This window comes from Lentzea sp. NPDC004789, assembly GCF_053601075.1.
Map to the genome: position 1 here is coordinate 123220 of NZ_JBSGBE010000017.1, position 24595 is coordinate 147814.

Sequence of the window (24595 nt, forward strand, 5' to 3'; positions counted from 1 at the left end):
CGATGCGAAGAACAGCTTTGATCAGTGTGGCGCTACTCGCGCTGACGGCCTGCGGTCAGGCGACGACGAGCCCGAGCGCACCCGCCGACCAGAGCTGGACTCCGGTGACGATCGACCACGCGATGGGCCGGACCGAGATCAGGAACCGGCCGGTGAAGGTCGCCGCGCTCGACAGCAGTTACGTGGACGCCGCGCTCGCCCTGGAGACCGAGGTCGTTGCGTACACCCGCTACCGCACCGACGGCCTTCCGGACTACCTGGCGCAGGACTCGGCGAAGTACGCGAAGAACGCCAAGGCGGTGGGTGAACTGGCCGACCCGAACCTCGAGGAGCTCGCCGCGATCGGCCCTGACCTGATCGTGTCCGCGAAGGTCAGGCACGAGCAGATCTACGACAAGCTGTCCAAGATCGGCCCGACGGTGTTCAGCGTGACGACCGGCCCGACCTGGAAGGACAACATCCGCCTGCTCGGCAGGGCGCTGGGCAAGGAGCAGCTGGCCAACGAGAAGATCGCCGCCTACGAGGCACGGGCGAAGAAGGTCGGCGACGCGATCCGCGCCAAGACCGGCCACAACCCGTCGATCTCGCTGGCGCGGTTCGTCGCCGGCGAGCAGACCGTGCGGCTCTACACGGAGAAGTCCTTCCCCGGCGGCGTCCTGTTCGCCGATGCCGGTCTCGCCCGCCCCCAGGGGCAGCCGACCTCGGACAAGATCGCGGTCGACCTCAGCCAGGAGCAGATCTCGTCACTCGACGCCGAGCGGATCTTCGTCTCCGCCTGGGCCGACCCGAAGGGCGATACGCAGAAGATCAAGCAACAATATTCGGCCAGCCCGTTGTGGGGTCAACTGAAAGGTCGGCAACAGGACGTCTCGGATGTCGTTTGGGTCTCTTCGGTCAGCCTTCAGGGCGCGCACGCGATGCTCGACGACCTCGCGAAGGGTTTCGGCGTGGACCCGGCACGTAGTTGAACGATCACCCAAATGACACCAGGGGTTCGGGGATCATCCCGAAAAACACTGCGGGCCACGTCGAAGGTGCGCAGCACCGAGCAAACGTGGCCCGCCTCGGGGTTCCGGGAATCTTCCCGGAACCCCTTCGTGTTTTAACGAATTTCAGCCCTGCTGGTGGTAGGCGTCGAGGACTTCGGCCGGGATGCGACCGCGATCCGACACCTTCATGCCCTGCTTGCGAGCCCACTCGCGAATGGCCTGGTTCTGCTCACGGTCCGCCGATGCCGGGCGCGCCTTCACACCCGCCGGACGACCTGGTCCAACGCGCTTACGGCCACCCGCGCGACGTGCACTACCGACGAAGTCGGCGAGAGCGTCCCGCAGTTTGCCCGCATTGCCCGAGGAAAGGTCGATCGTGTAGCTGACACCGTCCAGCCCGAACTCGACGGTCTCCTCCGCAGTGGAGCCGTCCAGGTCGTCGACGAGGGTCACGGTGACCTTCTGCGCCATGCGTATCCTCCTGGACCCCGAATGCGCGGTGCACCCGCGTCGCCAACTAAAGCCTTCTGCGAGGCAGGTTAGCGCACGAGTGGCACATTGCACCTATCGACATCCCGGAAAGTTACTCATTCAGGGCGAACGAGCGGGAACAAGATGGTCTCCCGGATACCCAGACCGGTGAGGGCCATCAGCAGCCGATCGATACCCATTCCGACGCCACCACTCGGTGGCATTCCGTACTCCAGTGATCGCAGAAAGTCTTCGTCGATCGGCATGGCCTCGTCGTCACCGGCCGCGGCAAGGCGGGCCTGCGCTTCGAGGCGTTCCCGCTCGATCACGGGGTCCACCAGTTCGGAGTAACCCGTTCCGAGTTCGAATCCGCGCACGTACAGATCCCACTTTTCGGCGACACCGGGCTTGCTGCGGTGCTGCCTCGTCAGCGGGGACGTCTCGACCGGGTAGTCGCGCACGAAGGTGGGCAGGTAGAGCGAGTCGCACACCAGGTGCTCCCACAGCTCCTCGACCAGCTTGCCGTGCCCGAACTTCGGGTTGAGCTCCAGTTCGTGCCGGTCGCAAAGCTTGCGCAGCACCTCGGCCGGCGTCTCGGGGGTGATTTCCTCACCGACCGCTCCGGACAACGACTCGTAGATGCTGATCGTCGTCCATTCACCCGACAGGTCGTACTCGCTGCCGTCCGCCAACGTCACGATCTGAGAACCCGTGACGGCTTCCGCGGCTTCCTGGATGAGCTCACGAGTCAGCTTGGCGTTCGTGTCGTACGTGGCGTACGCCTCGTAGTACTCCAGCATCGAAAACTCGGGCGAATGCGACGAGTCCACGCCCTCGTTGCGGAAGTTGCGGTTGATCTCGAAGACCTTCTCGATGCCGCCGACCACACAGCGCTTCAAGTACAGCTCCGGCGCGATGCGCAGGAACAGGTCGATGTCGAGGGCGTTCGAGTGCGTGATGAACGGACGCGCCGTCGCACCACCCTGCAGCGTCTGCAACATCGGCGTCTCGACTTCGAGGAATCCACGCCGGTGGAACGAGTCGCGCAGAGAACGGACGACGTTCGCGCGGGTCCGAACGGTGTCCCGCGCCAACGGCCGCAGGATCAGGTCCACGTAACGCTGCCGAATACGGGTTTCCTCGCCGAGTTCCTTGTGCGCGACCGGCAACGGGCGCAACGACTTCGACGTCAGCTGCCACGCGTCGGCCATCACGGAAAGCTCGCCGCGGCGCGAGCTGATGACCTCACCGTGGATGAAAACGTGGTCACCGAGGTCGACGTCGGTCTTCCACTCGGAAAGGGCTTCCTCGCCCACACCGGCGAGGCTCAGCATCGCCTGCAGTTCGGTGCCGTCGCCTTCGCGCAACGTCGCGAAGCACAGCTTTCCGGTGTTGCGCATGAACATCACGCGCCCGGTCACACCGACGACCTGGCCGGTCTGCGTGTCGGGTTCGAGTTCGGGATGCGCGTCGCGAATCTCGCGCAACGTGTGCGTGCGCTCGACTTCGACCGGATACGGCTCCTTGCCGGAAGCGAGCAGCCGCGCACGCTTCTCCCGGCGCACGCGCATCTGCTCGGGCAGGTCCTCTTCGCTGGTCACGGGGTTTTGCTTCGGCTGCTCACTCACGCGGAGAAGGGTACGGAAGTGCTCAGCGGCAAAGCGAACCGGATACCCCGGCGGATCTGCGACACCCTAAGTTGGGGTGATGGATCTACACGCGAGGCGAGCGGACTCGTTCGGCGCGCAGGCCGAGGCCTACGCCGAACACCGGCCTGACTATCCCGTGGCGGCGATCCGGTGGGCCCTGGAGCCACTGGGCACCTCAGCGCGGTTGGACGTGCTCGACCTGGCCGCCGGCACCGGCAAGCTGACCTCGGGACTCGTCGCGGAAGGCCACCGCGTCACGGCCGTGGAGCCTAACGAGCAGATGCTGACCGAACTCGTGCGCCGCGTTCACGACGTGCGCGCGTTGCCGGGTCACGCCGAGCACATCCCCGTGCCGGACCAGACGGTGGACGCCGTGCTGGTCGGCACCGCGTTCCACTGGTTCGACCAGGAGAAGGCACTACCGGAGATCGCCCGCGTGCTGCGCCCCGGTGGCGTCGTCGCGGCGATGTGGAACGAACCCGACCTGAGCGACGCCGAGTGGCTGGCCGAGCTCGAACAGCTGTCGGTCACCAGCGTCGAGTCGCAGCGGCAGGACCCGACGGGTGTCATGACGAACTCGTTCTTCGGCCCGGTCGAGACCAGGACGTTCCCGCACGCGCACCGCCGGGACTCGCCGGAAGCGCTCATCGCCACGGTCAACACGCACTCGCGGATGCTGGTCGTCGACGACGAGGAGCGGGCGGCGATCAACGAGAAGATGCTCGCGTTCCTCCGCTCGCGGCCGGAGACGTCGAACGGACCGTTCGACGTCCCCTTGCGCACCGAGGTGTTCCGAACGGTGCGCGTCAGCGAGTAGGCAGGTTGCGTTCGAAGACGAGCCGCAGCCCCAGCAGGGTCAGGTCGGGCACGTGGTGCGCGATCGTCGAGGACTCCGACACCACCAGCGGGGCGAGACCACCCGTGGCGATCACCGTCACGGGGCCGGGGTCGGTCTGCTGGAGCTCCTCGGTGATCTTGCGCACCAGCCCGTCCACCTGGCCGACGAACCCCCAGACGATGCCGGACTGCAGGCACTCCACGGTGTTCTTGCCGATCACGTTGCGCGGCCTGACCAGCTCGACCTTGCGCAGCTGGGCGGCACGGGCGGCCAGGGCGTCGACCGAGATCTCGATGCCGGGGGCCAGCGCGCCGCCGAGGAACTCGCCGCGCGACGAGATCACGTCGAGGTTCGTGGACGTGCCGAAGTCGACCACCACGCACGAGGTCGAGTAGAGGTGGTGCGCGGCCAGCGTGTTGATCACGCGGTCCGAGCCCACCTCCTTCGGGTTGTCCACGAGCAGCGGCACGCCCGTCTTCACGCCCGGCTCCACCAGGATCTTGGGCACGGAGTCGTAGTAGCGGCCGAGCATCACCCGCAGCTCGCGCAGCACCGCGGGCACGGTGGACAGCGCGGAGATGCCGGTGATCTTGTCGGCGTACTCGCCGAGCAGGCCGCGCATGGTCAGCGCGAGCTCGTCGGCGGTCATCCTGGCGTCGGTGCGCATCCGCCAGTCGCGCACGAGCGGGGCCGAGTCGCCGACCCCGTCGTACAGACCGAGCACGATGTTGGTGTTGCCGACGTCGATGGCGAGCAGCACGGTGCGATTCCTCAGTTCTCGGCTTGGATCAACGCGTCGAGCGCGGTCGCCTCGACGGTCTCGGACGACGGCGCCGAAGTCGAGCCGTTCACCAGACCGGAGCCCTCGGGGGCGTGCGCGGGGTCGGCACCGAGGTCGACGACCTTGTTGTCGGCGTCCACGAAGACGACGCGGGGCTGGTAGGTGCGGGCCTCGGCGTCGTCCATCTGCCCGTAGGCGATCAGGATGACGATGTCGCCGGGGTGCACGAGGTGCGCCGCCGCGCCGTTGATGCCCAGCACGCCGGTGCCGCGCTCACCGGGGATGACGTAGGTCTCCAGCCGCGCGCCGTTGGTGACGTCGACGATGGCGACCTGTTCGCCCGCCAGCAGGTCGGCGGCCTCCATCAGGTCCTCGTCCACCGTCACCGAGCCGACGTAGTGCAGGTCGGCCTGCGTCACGGTGGCCCGGTGGATCTTGGACTTCAGCATCGTGCGGAACATGTCATTCCCCCTACTCGTCGCCTTCGCCGAGCAACACCGCGATGTTGTCGATCAGGCGGGTGGAACCGACGCGGGCCGCGATGAGCAGGCGCGCGTCGCCGTTCTCCGGCGCGGGACCGAGGTCCGGCCCGCGCAGCTCCAGGTAGTCGAGCTCGATCTCGGGCGTCTGCGCCAGCACGTCGTGCGCGGCCTTGAGCACCGCGTCCGCGCCCTGCGAGGACACGTGGGCACCGGCGGTCAGCGCGGCCGACAGCGTGACGGCCTGCTGCCGCTGCTCCGGGCTCAGGTAGGCGTTGCGCGACGACAGCGCCAGGCCGTCGTGCTCGCGGACGGTCGGCACGCCGACGACGTCGAGCGGGAAGTTGAGGTCCCGCGCCATCTTGTGGATCAGCTGCAGCTGTTGGTAGTCCTTCTGCCCGAACACCGCGTACGTGGGCTGCACGATGTTGAACAGCTTCGAGACGACCGTGAGCACGCCGGCGAAGTGGCCCGGCCTGGACGCGCCCTCCAGCTCGTCGCCGAGCGGGCCGGGGTGCACGGTGACCTGCGCGCCCGCGGGGTACATGTCCTCGACGGACGGCGCGAACACCAGGCCGACGCGCTCCTCGCGGCAGATGTCCACATCGGACTCGAACTGGCGCGGGTACTTCGCGAGGTCCTCGTTCGGCCCGAACTGCAACGGGTTCACGAAGATCGACACCACGATCACCGTGTTCTGCATGACCTTGGCCTCGCGGATCAGCTGCCGGTGGCCCGCGTGCAGCGCGCCCATCGTGGGCACCAGCGCGACGTTGCGGCCGGCCCCCCGCAGGGCCCTGATCACCCGGTTCAGGCGGGCGGGGTCGCGGTGCACCGTGACGTCGTCCGGGCGGTAGTCGTCCTTGGTGAGTGGCTTGGTCACGTCAGTCCTCAAGAGTGGTGCGAACGTCGTTGGCCGCGTCGGGCTTGAGCAGCCCGGAGTGCTCTGCCCGTTCGGCGGTGCGGCGGGCGAGCACGCGGTAGCTGGGCAGGGTGTCGGGTGCCTGCGCGGCGAGCACGTCGAGGTGCTTGCGCAAGGTACCCGTGTCGCCGCGGGCGACCGGACCGGTGAGGGCGCGATCACCGTGGCGCAGCGCGTTGTCGAGCGCCGCGGACAGCAGCGGGCCGAGCAGGCGCTCGGCGTTCGCGACGCCGGCGTTCGTGAGCAGGTCCGCGGCGTCGCGGACCAGCGTGATCAGGTGGTTCGCGCCGTGGGCCAGTGCCGCGTGGTAGAGCGGGCGGACGGCCTCCGGCACTCGGATCGGCTCCGCCTCCATCTCGACGACCAGGGCCTCGCCGACGCTCCACGCCACCTCGTCGTCGTCCGCGGCCGTGACGCCGACGCACGCGGCGCGCATCCGCTGCAGGTCCTCCTCGCGACCGGTGAAGGTCATGACGGGGTGCAGCGCGAGCGTCAGGGCGCCCAGCCGGGCAGCGGGTTCGAGCACCTGCACGCCCTGGGCACCGCTGGTGTGCACGACGATCTGGCCCGCGCGCAGCGACTCGGTGGCGACCAGGCCCCTGACCAGGCCGGGCAGCTCGTCGTCCGGAACGGCCAGCAGCACCAGGTCGGCGCGCCGGGCGACCTCCGTCGGGTCCTCGACCGGGACGCCGGGCAGCAGCTCCTCCGCGCGGTTGCGGGAGGCCTGCGAGACGGCGGACGTGCCGACCACCACGTGACCCGTCCTGGCCAGCGCGGCACCCAGCACGGAACCGACCCGGCCTGCCGAGATGACACCGACGGCGAGCCTGGCCGGACGTGAGGTCGCGTCCATGCGACTAACTCCTTCAGACGTTCCAGTCCCTGTGCGGGTACCGGACGACGCCGCCGAGGGTAATCCCGCCGATCCTGGCCTGAGGCCGGTCGGTGACGGGATTCACCGGCGCGCGGCCGCCCTGGCTGCGTTCAACGTGTCGAGCAGCACCCCGTGGCGCTGCTCGGCGCTCTGGCCCGCCGTGCCCTGCTCGATGCGGTGCCGCAGGAAAGCCAGCTCGGTGACGGCGATCTGGTAGCTCTTCACCGACTTGACCGCCGCGTCACCGGACTTGCGCTTGACCGCCCGCAGCCAGTTCCTGCGGCCTTCGAGGCTCGCCAGCAACGCCACCTCGCTGGTCGCGATCCATCTGTTCTGCGCCATCGCCGCGAGCTGGCCCGCCACGACCCGCTGCTCACGCCGCCGCTGCCAGACCACCATCGCGATGCCACCCGCGAACAACGGCACCATGACCAGGAAGTAGAAGTTGATCAGCACCTTGGCGTTCCCGAGCGTGGCCGTCGCGTTCCACCCGGCGTGCATCAGGACGGCGGCCAGGTACCCGGCGATCGGTGCGATGACGCGCGTGGCGGCGCGGTTGGTGCTCGCCGCGATGCCGACACCGATACCGGTCATGCACGTGAACAACGGGTGCAGGAACGGCGTGAGCAGGCCGCGCAGCACGAACAACGCGACCACGCCGCTCTCCAGGTCACCGAACCCCTGCTGCACGAAGACCCGGCTGAAGTACATGATGTTCTCGGTGAACGCGAAGCCGGCGGCCGTGATGCCGGCGTAGACCATCCCGTCGACGACGCCGTCGAACTCGTGCCGCCGCCGCAGGAACACGGCCAGCAGGAACACGGCCTTGGTCGTCTCCTCCACCACCGGGGCGCTGATGACGCCCTGGATCAGGCTGCCTTCGCCGTGGGTGAGGATGTTGCCGACCACGAGCGCGGTCTGGTTGAACGCGAGCGAGGTGATCGTCGCGCCGCACGCACCCCAGAAGAACGCGAAGAGCAGCATCTTCGCCGGTTCCGGCTCCCAGCGGTCGATCCACAGGAACGCGCTGACCACCACGGCGACCGGGATGAGCGCGGCAGCCGCACCGACCAGGATCGGCTCGAAGCCGGTGGCCGACGTGCCCAGCGCGAGCAGCACGAGACCCGCCGCCGCGAGGGCGATCAGCGCCACGACCGGGAACAGGACGGTCCAGCGGCGCTGCTCGATGCGCTTGCGGGCCGGCGTCGGCGTGAGGTCGGCGTCGTTCACGGGAAATGACCTTAGAGGCACACTTGGCCCGTGTTCGACTGGGAAGCCGCTTGGCACGCCGCTCTGTACGGACCTTCCGGCTTCTTCGCGCGCGGCGAGAAGCCGTCGTCGCACTTCCGGACCTCGCCGCTGGTCGGGCCGGAGCTCGCGACGGCACTTCTGGAGCTGTTGGCGCGGGTCGACGCCGCACTCGGATTTCCCCCGGTCGTGGACTTCGTCGACGTCGGGGCGGGTGGCGGTGAGCTGGCCTTCGCGGTGCGTTCCCTGGCCCGCGGGTCGCTGGCCGCGCGGTTGCGCGTGACCGCCGTCGAGCTCGGTCCACCCGTTGAGCTGCCTGGGGTTCAGTGGGTGTCGTCCGTTCTGCCGTGCGTCGGGCTGCTGGTCGGGCACGAGTGGCTCGACTCGATTCCGTGTCCGGTGGTGACCGGGCCGTCCGCGGATCCGTGGATCACCCGGTGGTGGCCTTCGCTGCCCGACGGTGAGCAGGCCGAGGTGGGTGCGCCGCGGGACGCGGCCTGGGCTGCGGCGGTGTCGTCGGTGCGCGGGGCGGCGCTGGCGATCGACTACGGGCACCTGGTGTCGTCGCGGCGGTTCACGCTGACCGGGTACCGGGACGGGCGTCAGGTTCCGCCGGTGTTCGACGGGTCGTGCGACATCACCGCGCACGTGGCTCTGGACGCGTGCGCGGCGGCCGCCGGTGGGGACTTCGTGCTCGTGTCGCAGCGGGATGCGTTGGCGGCGTTGGGTTTGACCGGTGTCGTCTCCGGTTCCGGCTGGGACTGGCTGGAGTCGGCCGCGCGGGCCGGGCGGATCGCCGAGCTGCGTGACCCGCGCGGTCTGGGCGGGTTCGGGTGGTTGCTGCACGGGCGTGGCGTGGCGGTCGCGGACCTGCTGCCCGCACTGCCGCGCTGGCGTCCGATTCCCGCCAGCTTTTCGGTCCGCTGAGGACGATCGTGGTCGGCATGCGAATCCACAACGTGCCGCCATCAGCTGCTTTGTCCGACGCGGGTCGTGAGTACCGCGCCTCCGAGCCCGACGTGCCGTTGCGCTGCTGCCTGCGCAAGTCGCTCGCTGACGAACCGGTCTGGCTGTTCCGCTACTCCCCTGCCGCGGGCAAGGGCCCGTACGCCGAAGTCGGCCCGATCTTCACCCACGTGGACTGCCCGGACTCGCCGTCGCCGGATCGTCTCCCCGTAGAATTGTTGAACAATCCCCGCATCCTGCGTTCCTACAACGCGGCGGGCCAGATCCACGACGGCGAGCTGGTGGAGCCGGGATCGTTCGATCGTGCAATCGCCGAATCGTTCAACAATCCCACAATCGAAGCCCTGCAGGTCCGCAGCCTTTCCCACGGGTGCTTCCTCTTCGCGATCACGAGGGCGTGAAACCATGCTCTGGTGAGCGAGCAGATCACCGTCGGCGTGGGCGCGGGCGCCCAGTACCTGGGCGTGGACCGCGTGATCGACCTGGGCCCACTGCACCCGTCGGCCCACGGCGCCTACCGCCTGCGCCTGACCGTCACCCCGGACCTGGTGATCACCGCCGCCGAACCCCTGGTGGGCCACCTGCACCGCGGCGCCGAAAAGCTCTTCGAAGTCCGCGACTACCGCCAGGTGCTGACCCTCGCCAACCGCCACGACTGGCTGGCAGCCTTCTGCAACGAACTGGCCGTAGCACTGGCCGTAGAACGCATGACGGGCATGGACGTCCCAACCCGCGCCCAGTGGCTGCGCGCGCTGCTGTGCGAACTCAACCGCCTGATGGCACACATGGTCTTCCTGACCCCGTTGTCCCCCAACGCCGCCACGTACCGCGAGGGCGTGCAGACCCTGATGGAAGAGGCCTCAGGCGGCCGCATCCACTTCATGTTCAATCGAATCGGCGGCCTGCGCGAGGACGTCCCAGCCGGCTGGACCGACCGCGCCGCCGAATTCCTGTCCACTGTGGACGTCAACACCCTGGAGATCGACTTCTCGAAGCTGAACGGCCTGGGCGTACTGCCACACGCGGACGCCCTGGCGTACGGGGTGACCGGACCGATCGGACGCGCCAGCGGAGTGGACTTCGACCTGCGACGTGACGACCCGCTGCCCGCATACAGGTCGCTGGAGTTCACCCCCGTCGTACGAACCGAGGGCGACGCCGCAGCACGCGTGCGGTGCCTCCTGGACGAGGCACGCCTGTCGGTGTCGTTGGCCTCGGCCTGCCTGGAACAGCTGCCGTCGGGCCCGGTGAACGTGCGGCTGCCCAAGGCCATCAAGGCACCCGAGGGCTCGGTCTACACGCGCGTCGAGGCACCGCTGGGCACGTCGGGCGTGCACCTGTCGTCACGCGGCGAGAAGACACCGTGGCGGCTGAAGCTGCGCACTCCGTCGTTCAACAACATTCAGGCGCTGTCGGCGTTGCTGCCGGGCACCGCGGTGGACGACCTGCCGGCGGTGCTGAGCTCGTTCGCCGTGATCGTCGGGGACATCGACAAGTAGCGATCCGACTGGCCGTGGCGGCACGGCAACGGCCCACACCACGCGAACTCGCCGCAGCAACGAGCCGAACCCACGGCCCCACCCATCGCGACGAGCCAGACCGCACGGAACTCACCGAGCAATGCACCGACCGAGGTTCGGGCCGTCGCGACCAGCGCACCGCGCGGTCCCACTCATCGCGGCAACTCAGGCCGCACGCAGCTCACCCAGCAACACACCGAGCCGCCACGACAGCCCGCACCGCGGGCAACGCGCTCCGGGCAGAAGGCTCTAGTCGTCGCGACGACGGCGCCGACGCGGCGCGTCACCGCCACCGAGCGAGGCCAGCAGCTCGCTCACCGACTTGCCGTCCGCGTGCGCACCGGACGGGTCCTCCGGCGCCGCACGGCGTCCAGTCGACACCGCGGGCAGGCGCGTGGACGACTCCTCCGCCACCCGGCGACCGGCTACCGGCGGCTCGTCGGTGGCGGCGCGGCGGCCGGTCGGCATCACCGGCAGGCGGGTCGACGACTGCTCCGCGGCGCGGCGGCCCACCGGCGGCAGCGACACCAGTGAGTCCTCCGACGGGCGCGACGGGGTGTCGTCCGCTCGGCGGCGGCCGCTGGAGGTGCCGCCGCTCGACGGCTTCAGGGTTTCCCAGGAACCGCTGTTCTGCTCGGGTTCCTGCCGGTCGTCGGCGCGGCGGCGGCCGCCACCGGCGGGCTTGGCGCGCGAGTCGGCGAGCACCTGCGGGTTGATCATCTCGGTTCGCTCGGCCACGCGGGACCGCGGTTCCGGCTTGCGGGTCTCGACCGCCTTCGCGACGGCGGCGGGGGCCTTCGGCGGTTCCGCCGGGCGGGAGAGCGACTCGGTGCGGTTCTGCTGCGGCTGCGGGCGCGGCACCCGTTGGGTCGCCTGCGGAACCGCGACGGGTGGCTGCGGGGGCTTCGCCGCCGGTGGCTGGGCGACCTGGGGCGGGGTTCCGCCCAGTCGGGCGGCCACACCACCGGCGGGGCGCTGCTGCGGGCGCGCCGGTTCCTGCTTCGCGGCCTTCACCGGTTCGCGGCGCACGGCGGCGGGCTGCGGCCGGGGCGAGACCCTGGTCGGTTCCGGTCGTGCGGGCTCGGGGCGAAGCGGCTCGCGGCGCGGCGGCTGCACCTTCGCCTCGTGAGCGACGCGTTCGATCAGCTCGGTGCGCTCGGACGGCTTCTCCGCCGGCGAGGACGTCACCGAGGCGGTGATCGCGGGCTTGGCGTTGATGACGCGCTTGTCCGACAGCGAGGCCAGTCGCGCGGCGTCGGAGGCGAGCGAGCGCAGGCGGGTCGACTCGGCGCGCAGGGCCACGCGTTCGACGAGGACGTCACCGCCCAGCAGGGCTTCGAGGTTGTCCCGCAACGCTCGCAGGTCGGCGCGCAGCGACTCGATGTCCGCGCGCGACTCCTCCTCGATCCGCTTGCGGGTCTCGGACTCGATCTCCAGCTCGTACTCGCGGCGAGCGGCGACCTCGCGTTCGAGTTCCAGCTCGTAGACGGACTGGAGGTCGGCCACCTCGTCGTCGCGCTCAGTGACCTGCTTGCGGTACTTGGCGGCGAGGAAGGCGCCCACCAGGGCCGCCCACAGCGCGGCCACCACGGCCAGGCGCAGCATGCGGGCGCTGTCGCTCAGCACGAGCACCGCCGCGGCCACGAGAGCGAGCGCCAATGCCGCTACTAACAGCAATCGCCCGGAGCCACGACCGTGATCTTCCTGCTCGTCGTCGATCGACGCGCCTCGCCCGGTCATGGGGACTACGGTACCGCGTAGTTATGCGACTGAGACCTACGGCCGGGTATCTAATCCTTCCCGGGAGTCTCCGTCGGCGTCTTGCAGCAGTGCTCCAACCACAGCGCGGCCGCCGTCAGCCCGGCCGCCGACACCATCCCGACCACGGCCGCGAACAGGTCGTTCCCGGCCGCCGCGAACTCGTCGCGCACCGGCACGACGTAGATCAGCAACCCGGTCCAGGCACCGAACATCAACGCGCCCAGAACCGAGGAGGCCTTCGCCAGCGCGACAGCCCTGGCCGCGGTCAGCGGCTGCACGGGGCGTGCGCCCGGCCGCCGCTGGATCCTGGCGCGCAACGAGAACGCGAGCACCAGCTCGGCCACCGCCACGGCCAGCAGCGTCGAACCCGCCGCGAGCGGCAACGGCGGCAACGAGTCGTAGGCGAGTCGCAGCAGCAGGTGGGCCAGCAGCCCGGCGATGACCGCGATCGTCGCCAAATCACGAGGACGGGTGAACCTCACGAGTCCATCCAACCCGAAGTCAGCACCAGATCGTCGCGTCGCCGCACGCCCTCGGACGAGAACGGCAGCGCCGCAACGGGTCCGTGGCCCGGCAGCACGGCATCGGGTTCGACGTCGAGCCACGGGATGAGGACGGTTGCGCGCTCAAACGCCCCAGGATGCGGCAGAAGCAGCTCCGGGTGGTCCGAGGTCACCCCGTCCACCGAAACCACGTCCACGTCCAGCGTGCGCGGTCCCCACCGCTTCTCCCGCACGCGTCCGGCGGCGTTCTCCAGCTCCTGGCCGCGCCGCAGCCAGCCCCACTCGTCGACGTCGTCGGCCGCAACGATCACCACGGCGTTCAGGAAGTCCGGCTGGTCCTCCACGCCCCACGCCGCCGTTTCGTAGACCGGTGACACGGCCACGACGAACGGCTTCAACCCGTCCACGACCGACCGCAGGAACGCGAACCGGTCCCCCAGGTTCGAGCCGATCGAGAGGACCGCGCGGGTCACCGGGATTCCTTGGGCGGCAGCGGTGCGGCCAGCCGGCGCGAGCGGCGGATCGTCACCGACACGTCGTCGAACGTCAGCGGGATCGGCGCGGACGGCTTGTGGACGGTCACCTCGACCGCGTGCAGCCTGCTGTCGGTCATCGCGGCGTCGGCGATGCGCCCGGCCACGGTCTCGATGAGGTCGCACGGTTCGCCGCCGACGATCGCGGCGGCCATCTCGGCGAGCTCGCCGTAGTGGTAGGTCTCCTTGAGGTCGTCCGTCCTGGACGCGGACGACAGGTCCAGCCACAGCGTGATGTCGACGACGAACTCCTGGCCGTCGCGCTTCTCGTGCTCGAAGACGCCGTGGTTGCCCCGGACCCGCAGGCCCGTCAACGCGATCCGGTCAGCCATGTCCCCGCCTCCACGCACCGGCGACGGCGACCGCGTCCAAGGTCCGGTCGACGTCGTGCACCCGCACACCCCACGCTCCGTTGAACGCGGCCAGAGCGGACACCGCCGCGGTCGCGTCCTCCCTGCCGTCCGGTGGACGGTTGCCGAGCAAGGTGCCGAGGAAGCGTTTGCGCGACGCCCCCACCAGCACCGGGAAGCCCAGCTCGACCAGTTCGTCCAGGCGCTGCAGCAGCTCCCAGTTGTGGTCGCCGAGCTTCGCGAAGCCCAGGCCGGGGTCGAGCACGATCGCCGACTCCGCGACGCCCGCGGCCATCGCGGCCTCGACGCGCTGCAGGAGCTCGTCGCGAACGTCGCTCACCACGTCCTCGTAGGTCGCCAACGAGTCCATCTCCGTGCTGTGCCCACGCCAGTGCATCAGCACGTACGGCACGCCGGCCGCGGCCACGACGGCCGCCATCCCGGGATCCGCCAGGCCACCGGACACGTCGTTCACGATCGACGCGCCCGCCTCCAGCGCGGCCGACGCGACGGCGGCGCGCATCGTGTCCACGCTGACCGGCACGCCCTCGGCGACCAGCTCGCGGATCACCGGGACCACCCGCGCGATCTCCTCGGCGGCATCGACGCGCACGGCACCCGGCCTGGTCGACTCACCACCGACGTCGATCAGGTCGGCGCCGCGCTCGCGCATCTCGACGCCGTGCGCGACCGCGGCCCGGCGGTCGAGGTAGCGGCCACCGTCGGAGAACGAATCGGGCGTCACGTTCAGCACGCCCATCACGACGCACCGGCCGGGCCTGGGCAGAGGGCTCACCAGGGCACTCACCGGGTCCGGCCCCTGATCAGCTCGATCGCCTCCGCCCGCGTGGACGCGGACGTGCGCAGCAGCCCGCGCACCGCGGAGGTGGTCGTGCGCGACCCCGGCTTGCGCACCCCGCGCATGCCCATGCACAGGTGCTCGGCCTCGACGACCACGATCACGCCGCGCGGTTCGAGCCTGCGCACCAGCGCGTCCGCGACCTGCGACGTGAGCCGCTCCTGCACCTGCGGCCGCTTCGAGTAGAGGTCGACGAGCCGCGCGAGCTTCGACAACCCCGTCACGCGGCCCTGCTCGTTCGGGATGTACCCGACGTGCGCCACGCCGTGGAACGGCAGCAGGTGGTGCTCGCAGAAGCTGAACATCGGGATGTCGGTGACGAGGACGAGCTCCTCGTGGCTCTCGTCGAACGTCTTCGCGAGCACGCTGTCCGGATCGGTGTAGAGCCCGGCGAACAACTCCCGGTAAGCGCGCGCCACCCGAGCGGGTGTCTCGCGCAGGCCTTCGCGCTCCGGATCCTCACCGCACGCGATCAGCAGCTCGCGAACCGCAGCCTCGGCGCGCCCCTGGTCGAAGACCCGCCGCGCGGAGACGCCGGCCTCCCCGTTGCGGGTGAGGCCGGCGTCTCCGTCGAGCTGATGCTGCTCTGTCACTGCCGTTCGTCCTGGTCCGGCTGCGGCTTCTTCGGCTCCCAGACGTTGTGCGGCTTGCCGCCGGGCACGGTCGCCGGGGTCCATCCGGGCGGGGCGCCGTAGTTCGGCGGGCCCGACTGGTTCGGCGGACCGGACTGGTGCACGCCGTTGGAACCGTTCGGCGAGGGCAGCTCCTCGGTGGGCGCCGCGGCTGCGGGCTCCGTGGGCTGCGGCTCGTCGTCGAGGGTGTCCTCGACGACCGGGGGCCACGGCTCTCCGCGTTCCTTGGCGAGCTCACCGGGGGTCTTGACCGGCGGGATGTCGGACGGCGTGCGGTCACCGAAGTCGTTGAACTGGGTGATGCGCGGCCGCTTCTCGACGCGGGCGAAGATCCGCTCCAGGTCCTTCTGGTGCAGGGTCTCCTTCTCGATGAGCTCGAGCGTGAGGTCGTCGAGGACGTCGCGGTAGGTGTTGAGCACCTCGTACGCCTCGGTGTGCGCCGCCTCGATGAGCTTGCGCACCTCCTCATCGATCTCGTGCGCGACCTCGAGCGAGTAGTCCGCCTGCCGACCGGCCGAGCGGCCGAGGAACGGCTCGCCCTGCTCCTGGCCGTACTTGACGGCACCCAGCCGCGCGCTCATGCCGTACTCGGTGACCATCGCGCGGGCGATCTTGGTCGCCTGCTCGATGTCGTTGGACGCACCGGTCGTGGGCTCGTGGAAGACGAGCTCCTCGGCACTGCGCCCGCCGAGCGCGAACACCAGCCGCGCGATCATCTCGGACCTGGTCATCAGGTCCTTGTCCTCTTCCGGCACCGAGAGGGTGTGGCCGCCGGTGCGGCCGCGGGCGAGGATCGTGACCTTGTAGACCGGGTCGATGTCCGGCATCGCCCACGCGGCCAGGGCGTGCCCCGCCTCGTGGTACGCGGTGATCTTCTTCTCCTTCTCGGAGATGATCCGGCTCTTGCGGGCCGGACCGCCGATCACGCGGTCCACCGATTCCTCCAGCGCGGACGCCGTGATGACGTGACCGTTCTGACGGGCGGTGAGCAGCGCGGCCTCGTTGATGACGTTCGCGAGGTCGGCGCCGGAGAACCCGACGGTGCGCTTCGCGAGTCCGTCGAGGTCCGCGTCCGCGGCCAGCGGCTTGCCCTTCGAGTGCACCCGCAGGATCTGCTTGCGGCCCTTCAGGTCCGGCGCGGACACCGGGATCTGGCGGTCGAAGCGACCGGGGCGCAGCAGCGCGGGGTCGAGGATGTCGGGACGGTTCGTCGCCGCGATCAGGATGATCCCGCCGCGCGAGTCGAAGCCGTCCATCTCGACGAGCAGCTGGTTCAGCGTCTGCTCGCGCTCGTCGTGGCCACCGCCGAGACCGGCGCCGCGGTGGCGGCCCACCGCGTCGATCTCGTCGACGAAGATGATGCACGGCGCGTTCTGCTTGGCCTGTTCGAACAGGTCGCGCACACGCGAGGCACCGACACCGACGAACATCTCGACGAAGTCCGAACCGGAGATCGAGTAGAACGGCACGCCCGCCTCACCGGCGACGGCCCTGGCGAGCAGCGTCTTACCGGTTCCCGGCGGGCCGTACAGCAGCACGCCCTTCGGGATCTTCGCGCCGAGCGCCTGGTAGCGGCCGGGGTTCTGGAGGAAGTCCTTGATCTCCTCGAGCTCCTCGACGGCCTCCTCGGCACCGGCGACGTCGGCGAACGTCGTCTTGGGCATGTCCTTGGACAGCTGTTTGGCCTTGGACTTGCCGAAGTTCAGAACGCGGTTACCGCCGCCCTGAGCGTTGTTCATCATCCACATCAGCAACAGCAACAGCAGGCCGAGCGGCACGAGGTAGATCAGGATCTGCATCAGGATGGACTCCTGGCTGACCTTGGTCTCCACGGTCGGCTTGTTGCCGGCCTGGTCGAGGACGTTGAAGATCTCGTCCGTCGCACTGGCCGGGAACTGCGTGATGAGGCGGTTGCTGCCCTCGAAGGTGGTGCCGTCGGTGAGGGTGAGCCGGAGCCGCTGCTCCTTGTCCTCGATCGTGGCTTCCTTGACCTTGCCGTCCCGCACCTGTTGCAGTGCTTGGGACGTCTTGACCGGGTGGTAGCCCCGTGAGTCGTCGAAGAGCACGGTGAAGACGAAGTAGAGCAGCAACACCGCAGCGATCCACAGCAGCGGGTTGCGAAGCAGGCGCTTGCGGTCCATGCACTTACGGCCGGCGGGCGGCCTCGACCCTCCCTGACTTGCGCGTCGGGCAGTGGAAGACCCACATACCGCGTCCGACCAGCCTACCGCCCGCTGGTCGGGTACTGAGCAACCAACGGCCGGGGACGTTTCCTGGTTCCCGTCCGTGACCGCTGCCACGCATGTTCACGCTGTTCGGTTCATCCGGAACAAATACGGCCGTCCAGACGAGTGACGCAGGTCACGCCGTCTCACTACGTTTGGGGGTCACATGTCATCCTCATGCATCCCCCGAGTGTTCCCCCGCCACTCGAAAGAGTGAACACGTGACCGAAGGTCAGTAACTGTATGTCAGCACGTCACACGTCCCCCGGTCTGTTCCGGCGGGTGGCCCTTCCCGTGGGCGCTCTGCTCGGCGTGGTCGCGGCGGCGGGCGTCACGGTCGTGGCCCTGCGTGTCACCAGCGGCGCCGACTGCTCCGGCGCACTGCCGTTGAAGGTCGCCGTCACCCCCGCAGCGTTAGATGTGGTGAACGCGGCAGCGCAGGACTACCAGCGGTCGCAGCCGGTCGTGCGCGGCCGGTGCGTCCAGGTCCAGGTCGAGTCGCGCAACGCGGCCGACGTGGCGAACGAGCTGCCCACCGCGCAGATCAACCCCCATTCCCTGTGGATCCCCGACTCGTCGATGTGGGCGGCAGAGGCCCAGCGCCAGGCGGCCGAGACCGGCCCGGAGGCCCCGAAGCTGGACATCAAGCCCTCGCTGGCGTCCAGCCCGCTGGTGCTCGCCGGCTCAGAGCCGGCGATGGGCAAGATCGGCTACCCGGTCTCGCCCGTGTCCTGGTCCAAGGTCCTCGACCCCAAGGTCCAGGTCTCGATGAGCGACCCGACCATGACCTCCGAGGGCCTCGCCACGCTGTTCGTGATCCGCACCCTGCTGGGCAACGCGGACGGCACGCCGAAGCCCGAGCTGGTCGGCGCCCTGCTGAGGGTGGGCCGCAGTGCCATCCCGTCGGTGCGCGACGCCTTCGGCAAGGTCACCACGGACGCGGCGAAGGCACCGCTCTTCGCCGCCACCGAGCAGTCGATCGTGGCCAACAACCGCGCCGCCAAGGCCAACTCGGTGCTGGGCGCCCCGCCCAAGGAGGGCACGCTCTCGTTCGACTACCCGCTCGTCCGCGTCTCCCGTCCGAACGAGACCGAGGGCATCGGCGAGGCGGCCGCGGAGTTCGAGAAGGTGCTCCGCTCGAACGAGACGGTCAAGCGCTTCGGCGAGGCGGGCTTCCGCACCGCCCAGGGCGCCGCCCCGGCCAAGTGGTCGACGAAGGTCGAGGGCGTGCAGGCCGGTGACGTGAAGCTGATCGAGACGCCGAACGCCGACCAGGTCTCCGAGCTGCTGCGCACGTGGGGCGCCATCAGCCTGGACATGCGGATGCTGACCGTCATCGACGTCTCCGGCTCGATGATCGAGAAGAGCGGCAACGGCAAGACCCGGATCGAGGCCGCGACCGAGGCCTCGATGACCGCGCTGTCGATGCTGCCCGACACCACCCAGATCGGGCTCTGGGCGTTCTCGACGAACAAGAAGCCGCCGAACGACTGGATCGAGCTCGTCCCGATCGGCCCTCTCGGCGAACCTCTGTCCGGCGTGACCCGCCGCAAGCGCCTGGAAGCCGGCGCTTCGCAGCTGCCAGGACTCGTCGGCGGCGGCACGGCCCTGAACGACACCACGCTGGCGGCCTTCCGGCACGTGCTGTCCGGCTACGACCCGTCGAAGGTCAACTCGGTCGTCCTGATGACCGACGGCCGCAACGACGACGTCTCGTCGATCGACACGGCTTCGCTGATCGAGACCCTGAAGCGCGAGTCGGACCCGGCCAAGCCGGTGCCGATCATCATGGTGGGCCTCGGCGACGAGGTCGACATGGACGCCCTGCGGGCCATCTCCGCCGCCACCGGCGGCAAGGCCTACCAGGCGCGCAACCCCGAGGACATCCGCGGCGTGCTGCTGGACGCGATCTCCCAGCGCCGCTGCCGTCCGAACTGCTGAACGAAAACGGCCGAGGGGCAGCCCCCACCCTTCCCGGGGGGACGGCCCCTCGGCCATTCTATTGCCCCTTCACCTGCGGAAACGACCGTTCGCAGATCTGTGGACAACTCAGCTGGAGTAGACCTTCGGGTCCAGCGTGCCGATGTAGGGCAGGTCGCGGTAACGCTCGGCGTAGTCCAGGCCGTAGCCCACGACGAACTCGTTGGGGATGTCGAAGCCGACGTACTTGACCGGCACCTCCACCTTGACCGCGTCGGGCTTGCGCAGCAGGGTGCACACCTCCAGCGACCGGGGCTTGCGCGACTGCAGGTTCTTCAACAGCCACGACAACGTCAGACCGGAGTCGATGATGTCCTCGACGATCACCACGTTCCGGTCGGCGATGTCACGGTCCAGGTCCTTCAGGATCCGCACCACGCCGGAAGAGGACGTGGAGGAGCCGTAGGACGAAACGGCCATGAACTCGAGCTGCACCGGAACGGGCAGCGCACGTGCGAGGTCGGCCATGAACATCACCGCGCCCTTGAGGACGGTGATCAGCACGAGGTCGGAGTCACCTTCTGGGTGATCAGCCGCGACCTGCTTGGCGAGTTCGGTGACCTTGTCGCTGATCTCCTGCTCGGTGATGAGCACGGATGCGATGTCTCCGTCGTACACGGACAGGTCCCCTCTGCTTAAGACTCTGGTTCTGCGACGAGCCTGCCATGCGCACGCCGCACGACAAAGCCACCCGGCAGCCAGACACCGCCCTGACCGCGCCATTCACTCACCAGTGCGTCAACACGGCGCAGGTGCGAATCGGACAGTTCCGGCACACCGGAGTCGATGAGCCACGACCTGAGCACTCTGCGTCGAAGTGCGACGGGCAACTCGGCGATGTCGTCCACGGCACAGCAGTCGCCGGCGAAGGCCGCGGCGAGAGAGTCGAGTGCGTCACAGTCCTCGCGCAGCTGTGCCGCCGTGCGCGCCAACGACGACGCGACACCGCCCTGCAACACGTCCTCCAGCAACGGCAGAACCTCCGTGCGCAACCGCACGCGCGTGAACGACGGGTCGGCGTTGTGCGGGTCCTCCCACACCTCGATGCCCTGCTCGGCGCACAGGGCACGCGTCACCGCGCGGGACACGCCCAGCAGCGGTCGGCCCCACGGCGGGTCGAACGCGCGCATGCCGGCGATCGAGCGCGGACCGGAGCCGCGCCCGAGCCCCAGCAGCACGGTCTCGGCCTGGTCGTCCAGCGTGTGGCCGAGCAGCACGACACCGGACGCGGGCCTCAGTGCGGCGTAGCGGGCCTTGCGGGCCGCCGCCTCCGGTCCGCCCGGCCCGGTCACCTCGACCGCCTCCACGCGCGACACCAGGCCGAACTCCGCGCACGACGCCGCCGCGCGCAGGGCCACTTCGGCCGAACCCGGCTGCAGCTGGTGGTCGACGACCACCGCGGACGCACCGGGCATCAGGCGTCCCACGCAGAACGCCAGCGCCATCGAGTCCGCGCCGCCGGAGACCGCGACGGTCACGGTGTCCGGGCGCACCTCGTCGAGGAACCTGCGGACCGCCGTCCTGACCTCGGCGACCGGTCCGTTCACGGTGCCACGCGGCGCAGCCAGGTCATCGGCTCGGCGATCTCCGCGCGCGTCGGCAGGGTCTCGGCGGAGGTCCAGATCGCGTTGAAGCCGTCCATGCCGACGCGTTGCACGACGTACTCCGTGAACGCCGCGCCCTCCTCGTACTGGCGCACCTTGGCGTCGACGCCGAGCAACGTCCTGAGCACCCGGTCGAGCAGGCCACCGCCCTTGCGCCGCTCGGTGAACCGGCTGCGGATCGTCCCGACCGACGGCACGACGGTGGGGCCCACGGCGTCCATCACGTGGTCGGCGTGGCCTTCGAGCAAAGTGGACAGTGCGATCAGCCGGTCCAGCACGACCTTCTGCTGTGGCGACTGGATGAGCTCGATCAGTCCGATCGGGCCGTCGCCCGCGCGCAGCTTGTGCCGGAAGTCGCGGATGACGTCGGGCAGCGGCGCGCGGTCGTCGTCCATTGTGGAGAGCAGGGTGGTGACCTGGTCGGAGAAGTACTTCCGCAGCCACGGCACACCGGTGAACTGCAGGCGGTGCGTGCACTCGTGCAGGCACACCCACATCCGGAAGTCGTCCGCGGGGACGTCCAGAGCCTGTTGCGCGCCAACGATGTTCGGCGCGACGAGCAGCAGCCGTCCGGCGAGCTGGTCCTGCGGGCTGAACGGGTCGTACTGGCCGAGCACCCGCGACGACAGGAACGCCATCACGACGCCCGCCTGCACACCCGCGGTACCCGCGAGGATGCTCGCCATCGCACCGGACTGGCGCGGCAGCGCGGGCGCGGTCAGCGCGGCGAGGCCCTGCGCGGCGGCTCTGACCCACGCGGGACGGTCCACGACCTCGCCCGGCAGCAGCGGCAGCCCCTGCCCGAGCCCGGTCAGCTCGCGGACGTGCACCTCCGCCTGCGGCGCGAGCTCGCGAAGTCTGCCGACCACGTGGTCGGCCTCGTCCTTCCCGATCACCGGACCTGGCCGCACGAGCCGGACGGCGGTCGCCACCGCCAGCTCCCAGTCCACCGGGCCGAGCTCTGCCTCCGTCGCGCCGTTCACCCTGCCGAAGTTACCTGCGCACGCCCCGCTACGAACAGCCACAGCCCCGCAACGCAGCGGCCATCACGTCCAGCGCGGGCCGCACCTCGGTCTCCGGGTTGCGGTTGCTCGCGGACATGAACGCGAACACGAGCACCCGTCCGTCCACGTCGACGACCATGCCGGCCAGCGCGTTGACGCCGGTGAGCGTGCCCGTCTTCGCCCGCACCCAGCCCTTGCCGTCGGACGCGCTGCCGCCGTACCGGCCGGCCAGCGTGCCGCTGCCGCCCGCCACCGGCAGTGCCGTCAGCAACGGCCGCAGCTTCGCCGTGCGCGGGTCGTCCAGCGAGGGCTTGGCCGCCGTGGCCAGCACCTCGGTGAGCAGCCTGGCCGGGATCCTGTTCGTCGCGCTCAGGCCGCTGCCGTCGACGAAGTTCGCGCCGGTGAGGTCGAACCCGTTCTTGGTGAGGATGTCGCGCACGGCCTTCACACCACCCGCGAACGACGGCTCGTTGCCCGACTTGATCGCGACCTCGCGGGCGACCGCCTCGGTGAGGACGTTGTCGGAGATCTGCATCATGTTGTCGACGAGCTGCTCGATCGGCGCGGACTTGACCTCGCCGAGCACCTGCGCGCCCTGCGGAGCCGTGCCCGCGGTGGCACCGGGAGCCCCGATGCGCTGCGCGAACGCGTCCGCCGCGGACTGCGCGGGACTGCCGGTGCGCGCGGACACGTCCTTCTTCGGATCGAGCCGGCCGCCGTCCAGCATGAACGGCACGATCGGCGCCACCGAACCGCCCGCGATGTCCGCGGTCTCCCACTGCGGCCCCAGCGCCTCGCCCGTGTACCGGCTCAGGTCGAACAGGACTTTGGTGACCGGTCCCTTCTGCTTCACCTGGTTGACGAGGTCGTCGAGCGTCGCCGCGCCGGGGTAGACGGAGCTGCCGGGCGTGCCGGAGATCGTCGGGTCACCACCGCCCACGATCACCACGGTGCCGGGCTCCGCGCCCTGGACGACCTTGGTGGACAGCTGCGCGGTCTTGTCGAGGCTCAGCAACGCCGCGGCCGCCGTGAGGATCTTGAGGCTCGACGCGGGCGTCGCCGGCGTGGTGTCGCCCTGCTGCCACAGCGCGGCGCCGCTGGCGGGGTCGATCACGCTGCCGGTCAACGTGCCGAGCGCTCCGCTGCCCGCCGGACCGGTCAGCGCGGCCTTCACGCCGGCCGCGGTCGGCGCCGGAGCGCCCGCGGTGGCGGCCTTGACCAGCGGCTGGACGTTCGCCGGTGGGGCAGGCGGCTTGGTCTCGACGGCCGCGGGGCCGCCGAACTCCTTCACCGCGTAGATCGTGGCGCCGGCGAGCGCCGCCACGACCAGCAGGGCCAGGACCGCGGCGAGCGGCTTGCGGCTCTTCTTCGGCTGGTCGGAGGACAGCCGGTCTTCCGGCTCCTCGTCGTAGCCGGAGACCGGGAGGGTCTCGCGGATCGGCTCCTGGCGCGTGGGCTGGTCGACGGTGGCGCGGGGCGGCTCGGCGCGCAGTGGTTGCTGGTGCTGCGGCGGCTCTTGGCGCTGCGGCTGGTCGGCGCGCGCGGGTTCGTGGCGCTGCGTCGGTTCCTGACGCGGCAGCTGATCGGCGCGCGCGGGCTCGTGGCGCTGCGTGGGTTCCTGGCGCTGTGACTGTGCTGGTTCCTGGCGCTGCGTCGGTTCCTGACGCTGGAGCGGTTCCTGGCGCTGCGGCGGCTCTTGGCGTTGTAGCTGCTCGGTGCGCGAGGGTTCGTGACGCTGGAGCTGGTCCACGCGCAGCATCTCGGTGCGCTGCGCCTCCGGCCGCTGCGGCTCGGTGCGCCCAGGCTCGGTGCGGGTCTGCTCCTGACGCGGCGACTCCGGTCTGACGGGCTGGTCGAACCACGACGGCTCGGCCTTCGGCAGCTGGTCGACCCGCGCCGTCTTGGCGTTCGGGGCCATGCTCGCGCGAGGGTCCCCTCCCTGGGGTCCCCCGTTTTCAATCTTGCCAGGTGGCACCGACAGTTCGGTCGTCTTCTGGTCCGGCCTGTGGACAACTTCGGGCTTCGGCACCACGCGGGTCTGGTCGCCCCTCGGCTCCACCACCGGCGCCGGCCTGCCGTGCTCGCCGGGCGCGATTCGCACCGGCACCGCCCGCGGCGGCTCGGCGGGAGCGGAACGGACGGGTGACGACCGCGGAGGCTCCGGAGTGGACGGTGACGTCAGCACCGCCGCGAGGGGGAACCGCATGGTCGGCTGATCGGCTGACGGGCGGCTGACCTGCACCGTCGACTCGGCGAGCGGCTTTTCCAGGTCCGCGTCGTCATCGTCGGTCGGCCACTGGGGCTCGTCCGGCAAGGGGACCTCCGTCAGCTCGGTACGGGCAATCTCACACCCTCCTGCCGCCGCTCCGATGAGGGTTGACAGGGCGTCGTGGTCCACACTAGTGGC

Annotated in this window: 24 protein-coding genes; 6 read left to right on the forward strand and 18 right to left on the reverse strand. The window is 70.0% G+C overall.

Translation table 11 applies throughout. The annotated features are described in order from the left end of the window. The first annotated feature begins 2 nt into the window (after window positions 1-2). A complete protein-coding gene (locus tag ACWEIJ_RS32790) occupies window positions 3-968 on the forward strand; it encodes an ABC transporter substrate-binding protein (RefSeq protein ID WP_449841116.1) in 966 nt (321 codons plus the stop codon). Window positions 969-1112: 144 nt separating this feature from the next. On the opposite strand, the gene ACWEIJ_RS32795 is transcribed toward ACWEIJ_RS32790, so the two are convergent. Beyond that, entirely contained in the window at window positions 1113-1460 is a 348-nt protein-coding gene (locus ACWEIJ_RS32795) for a histone-like nucleoid-structuring protein Lsr2 (protein WP_030471050.1), read from the reverse strand. A 116-nt stretch (window positions 1461-1576) separates the two neighbouring features. Further along, window positions 1577-3031 carry a lysine--tRNA ligase gene (gene lysS / locus ACWEIJ_RS32800; protein ID WP_449841202.1) on the reverse strand — a complete coding sequence of 485 codons (1455 nt, stop codon included), beginning with the start codon at window positions 3029-3031 and terminating at the stop codon, window positions 1577-1579. A 136-nt stretch (window positions 3032-3167) separates the two neighbouring features. Between lysS and ACWEIJ_RS32805 the strand changes: the two genes are divergently transcribed. Beyond that, a complete protein-coding gene (locus ACWEIJ_RS32805; protein ID WP_449841117.1) occupies window positions 3168-3926 on the forward strand; it encodes a class I SAM-dependent methyltransferase in 759 nt (252 codons plus the stop codon). Here the strand turns inward: ACWEIJ_RS32805 and ACWEIJ_RS32810 are convergent. The 5 genes from ACWEIJ_RS32810 to ACWEIJ_RS32830 all read right to left on the reverse strand — a co-directional run bounded on the left by ACWEIJ_RS32810 (window position 3916) and on the right by ACWEIJ_RS32830 (window position 8233). Further along, a complete protein-coding gene (locus ACWEIJ_RS32810) occupies window positions 3916-4707 on the reverse strand; it encodes a type III pantothenate kinase (protein ID WP_449841118.1) in 792 nt (263 codons plus the stop codon). The genes ACWEIJ_RS32805 and ACWEIJ_RS32810 overlap by 11 nt on opposite strands. Window positions 4708-4718: 11 nt before the next feature. Beyond that, window positions 4719-5189: an aspartate 1-decarboxylase gene (panD, locus tag ACWEIJ_RS32815; protein ID WP_167978192.1), complete on the reverse strand. Its 471-nt coding sequence runs from the start codon at window positions 5187-5189 to the stop codon at window positions 4719-4721. Between the two features lie 10 nt (window positions 5190-5199). Continuing rightward, complete coding sequence (panC, locus tag ACWEIJ_RS32820) at window positions 5200-6090, reverse strand: pantoate--beta-alanine ligase (protein WP_449841119.1); 891 nt, start codon at window positions 6088-6090, stop codon at window positions 5200-5202. A 1-nt stretch (window position 6091) separates the two neighbouring features. Further along, on the reverse strand, window positions 6092-6982 hold the full coding sequence (locus ACWEIJ_RS32825) for a Rossmann-like and DUF2520 domain-containing protein (RefSeq protein ID WP_449841120.1): 891 nt from the start codon (window positions 6980-6982) through the stop codon (window positions 6092-6094). Window positions 6983-7084: 102 nt separating this feature from the next. After that, entirely contained in the window at window positions 7085-8233 is a 1149-nt protein-coding gene (locus ACWEIJ_RS32830; protein ID WP_449841121.1) for a PrsW family intramembrane metalloprotease, read from the reverse strand. Between the two features lie 30 nt (window positions 8234-8263). Here ACWEIJ_RS32830 and ACWEIJ_RS32835 point away from each other — a divergent pair, with 30 nt between their 5' ends. Genes ACWEIJ_RS32835 through ACWEIJ_RS32845 form a run of 3 tightly spaced genes read left to right on the forward strand, consistent with a single transcriptional unit; the run spans window position 8264 to window position 10716 of the window. Beyond that, a complete protein-coding gene (locus tag ACWEIJ_RS32835) occupies window positions 8264-9178 on the forward strand; it encodes an SAM-dependent methyltransferase (protein WP_449841122.1) in 915 nt (304 codons plus the stop codon). 17 nt (window positions 9179-9195) lie between these two features. Further along, complete coding sequence (locus ACWEIJ_RS32840) at window positions 9196-9618, forward strand: DUF1203 domain-containing protein (protein ID WP_449841123.1); 423 nt, start codon at window positions 9196-9198, stop codon at window positions 9616-9618. Between the two features lie 12 nt (window positions 9619-9630). Continuing rightward, the gene (locus ACWEIJ_RS32845) at window positions 9631-10716 is read left to right on the forward strand and encodes an NADH-quinone oxidoreductase subunit D (RefSeq protein ID WP_449841124.1); all 1086 of its coding nucleotides are present in this window, start codon (window positions 9631-9633) and stop codon (window positions 10714-10716) included. A 270-nt stretch (window positions 10717-10986) separates the two neighbouring features. On the opposite strand, the gene ACWEIJ_RS32850 is transcribed toward ACWEIJ_RS32845, so the two are convergent. Genes ACWEIJ_RS32850 through ftsH form a run of 7 tightly spaced genes read right to left on the reverse strand, consistent with a single transcriptional unit; the run spans window position 10987 to window position 17516 of the window. After that, window positions 10987-12477, reverse strand: a complete 1491-nt coding sequence (locus ACWEIJ_RS32850; protein ID WP_449841125.1) for a DUF6779 domain-containing protein — start codon at window positions 12475-12477, stop codon at window positions 10987-10989. 50 nt (window positions 12478-12527) lie between these two features. Then, the gene (locus ACWEIJ_RS32855) at window positions 12528-12980 is read right to left on the reverse strand and encodes a DUF3180 domain-containing protein (RefSeq protein ID WP_449841126.1); all 453 of its coding nucleotides are present in this window, start codon (window positions 12978-12980) and stop codon (window positions 12528-12530) included. Continuing rightward, entirely contained in the window at window positions 12977-13474 is a 498-nt protein-coding gene (gene folK, locus ACWEIJ_RS32860; protein ID WP_449841127.1) for a 2-amino-4-hydroxy-6-hydroxymethyldihydropteridine diphosphokinase, read from the reverse strand. Before folK ends, ACWEIJ_RS32855 begins: the two co-directional genes overlap by 4 nt. Continuing rightward, on the reverse strand, window positions 13471-13866 hold the full coding sequence (gene folB / locus ACWEIJ_RS32865) for a dihydroneopterin aldolase (RefSeq protein ID WP_449841128.1): 396 nt from the start codon (window positions 13864-13866) through the stop codon (window positions 13471-13473). Before folB ends, folK begins: the two co-directional genes overlap by 4 nt. Continuing rightward, entirely contained in the window at window positions 13859-14644 is a 786-nt protein-coding gene (gene folP, locus ACWEIJ_RS32870) for a dihydropteroate synthase (RefSeq protein ID WP_449841203.1), read from the reverse strand. Before folP ends, folB begins: the two co-directional genes overlap by 8 nt. A 44-nt stretch (window positions 14645-14688) precedes the next feature. Continuing rightward, window positions 14689-15336 (reverse strand): GTP cyclohydrolase I FolE, encoded by a 648-nt coding sequence (folE, locus tag ACWEIJ_RS32875; RefSeq protein WP_355433830.1) that lies wholly within the window; start codon window positions 15334-15336, stop codon window positions 14689-14691. Beyond that, entirely contained in the window at window positions 15333-17516 is a 2184-nt protein-coding gene (ftsH, locus tag ACWEIJ_RS32880; protein ID WP_449841129.1) for an ATP-dependent zinc metalloprotease FtsH, read from the reverse strand. The genes folE and ftsH overlap by 4 nt, the downstream gene beginning before the upstream one ends. Window positions 17517-17843: 327 nt before the next feature. Between ftsH and ACWEIJ_RS32885 the strand changes: the two genes are divergently transcribed. After that, window positions 17844-19541 carry a substrate-binding domain-containing protein gene (locus tag ACWEIJ_RS32885; protein ID WP_449841130.1) on the forward strand — a complete coding sequence of 566 codons (1698 nt, stop codon included), beginning with the start codon at window positions 17844-17846 and terminating at the stop codon, window positions 19539-19541. Window positions 19542-19649: 108 nt separating this feature from the next. Here the strand turns inward: ACWEIJ_RS32885 and hpt are convergent, their stop codons facing one another. From hpt to dacB, 4 genes are read right to left on the reverse strand one after another with little or no spacing between them, the layout of a single operon-like run. Further along, window positions 19650-20198: a hypoxanthine phosphoribosyltransferase gene (hpt, locus tag ACWEIJ_RS32890; protein ID WP_449841131.1), complete on the reverse strand. Its 549-nt coding sequence runs from the start codon at window positions 20196-20198 to the stop codon at window positions 19650-19652. Between the two features lie 17 nt (window positions 20199-20215). Next, window positions 20216-21127, reverse strand: a complete 912-nt coding sequence (tilS, locus tag ACWEIJ_RS32895) for a tRNA lysidine(34) synthetase TilS (protein ID WP_449841132.1) — start codon at window positions 21125-21127, stop codon at window positions 20216-20218. Continuing rightward, window positions 21124-22167, reverse strand: coding sequence for a zinc-dependent metalloprotease (locus ACWEIJ_RS32900; protein WP_449841133.1), 1044 nt, complete (start codon window positions 22165-22167; stop codon window positions 21124-21126). The genes tilS and ACWEIJ_RS32900 overlap by 4 nt, the downstream gene beginning before the upstream one ends. A 28-nt stretch (window positions 22168-22195) precedes the next feature. Further along, entirely contained in the window at window positions 22196-24502 is a 2307-nt protein-coding gene (gene dacB, locus ACWEIJ_RS32905; RefSeq protein WP_449841134.1) for a D-alanyl-D-alanine carboxypeptidase/D-alanyl-D-alanine endopeptidase, read from the reverse strand. Window positions 24503-24595: the final 93 nt, after the last annotated feature.

Bases quoted from the DNA above. Each gene is read 5' to 3' on its own strand.
- ACWEIJ_RS32885 (WP_449841130.1), top strand. From the start codon at position 17,844: ATGTCAGCACGTCACACGTCCCCCGGTCTGTTCCGGCGGGTGGCCCTT.
- ftsH (WP_449841129.1), bottom strand. From the start codon at position 17,516: ATGGACCGCAAGCGCCTGCTTCGCAACCCGCTGCTGTGGATCGCTGCG.
- ACWEIJ_RS32850 (WP_449841125.1), bottom strand. From the start codon at position 12,477: ATGACCGGGCGAGGCGCGTCGATCGACGACGAGCAGGAAGATCACGGT.
- lysS (WP_449841202.1), bottom strand. From the start codon at position 3,031: ATGCGCGTGCGCCGGGAGAAGCGTGCGCGGCTGCTCGCTTCCGGCAAG.
- folB (WP_449841128.1), bottom strand. From the start codon at position 13,866: ATGGCTGACCGGATCGCGTTGACGGGCCTGCGGGTCCGGGGCAACCAC.
- folP (WP_449841203.1), bottom strand. From the start codon at position 14,644: ATGGGCGTGCTGAACGTGACGCCCGATTCGTTCTCCGACGGTGGCCGC.
- ACWEIJ_RS32840 (WP_449841123.1), top strand. From the start codon at position 9,196: ATGCGAATCCACAACGTGCCGCCATCAGCTGCTTTGTCCGACGCGGGT.
- ACWEIJ_RS32825 (WP_449841120.1), bottom strand. From the start codon at position 6,982: ATGGACGCGACCTCACGTCCGGCCAGGCTCGCCGTCGGTGTCATCTCG.
- panD (WP_167978192.1), bottom strand. From the start codon at position 5,189: ATGTTCCGCACGATGCTGAAGTCCAAGATCCACCGGGCCACCGTGACG.
- ACWEIJ_RS32805 (WP_449841117.1), top strand. From the start codon at position 3,168: ATGGATCTACACGCGAGGCGAGCGGACTCGTTCGGCGCGCAGGCCGAG.
- ACWEIJ_RS32790 (WP_449841116.1), top strand. From the start codon at position 3: ATGCGAAGAACAGCTTTGATCAGTGTGGCGCTACTCGCGCTGACGGCC.
- ACWEIJ_RS32795 (WP_030471050.1), bottom strand. From the start codon at position 1,460: ATGGCGCAGAAGGTCACCGTGACCCTCGTCGACGACCTGGACGGCTCC.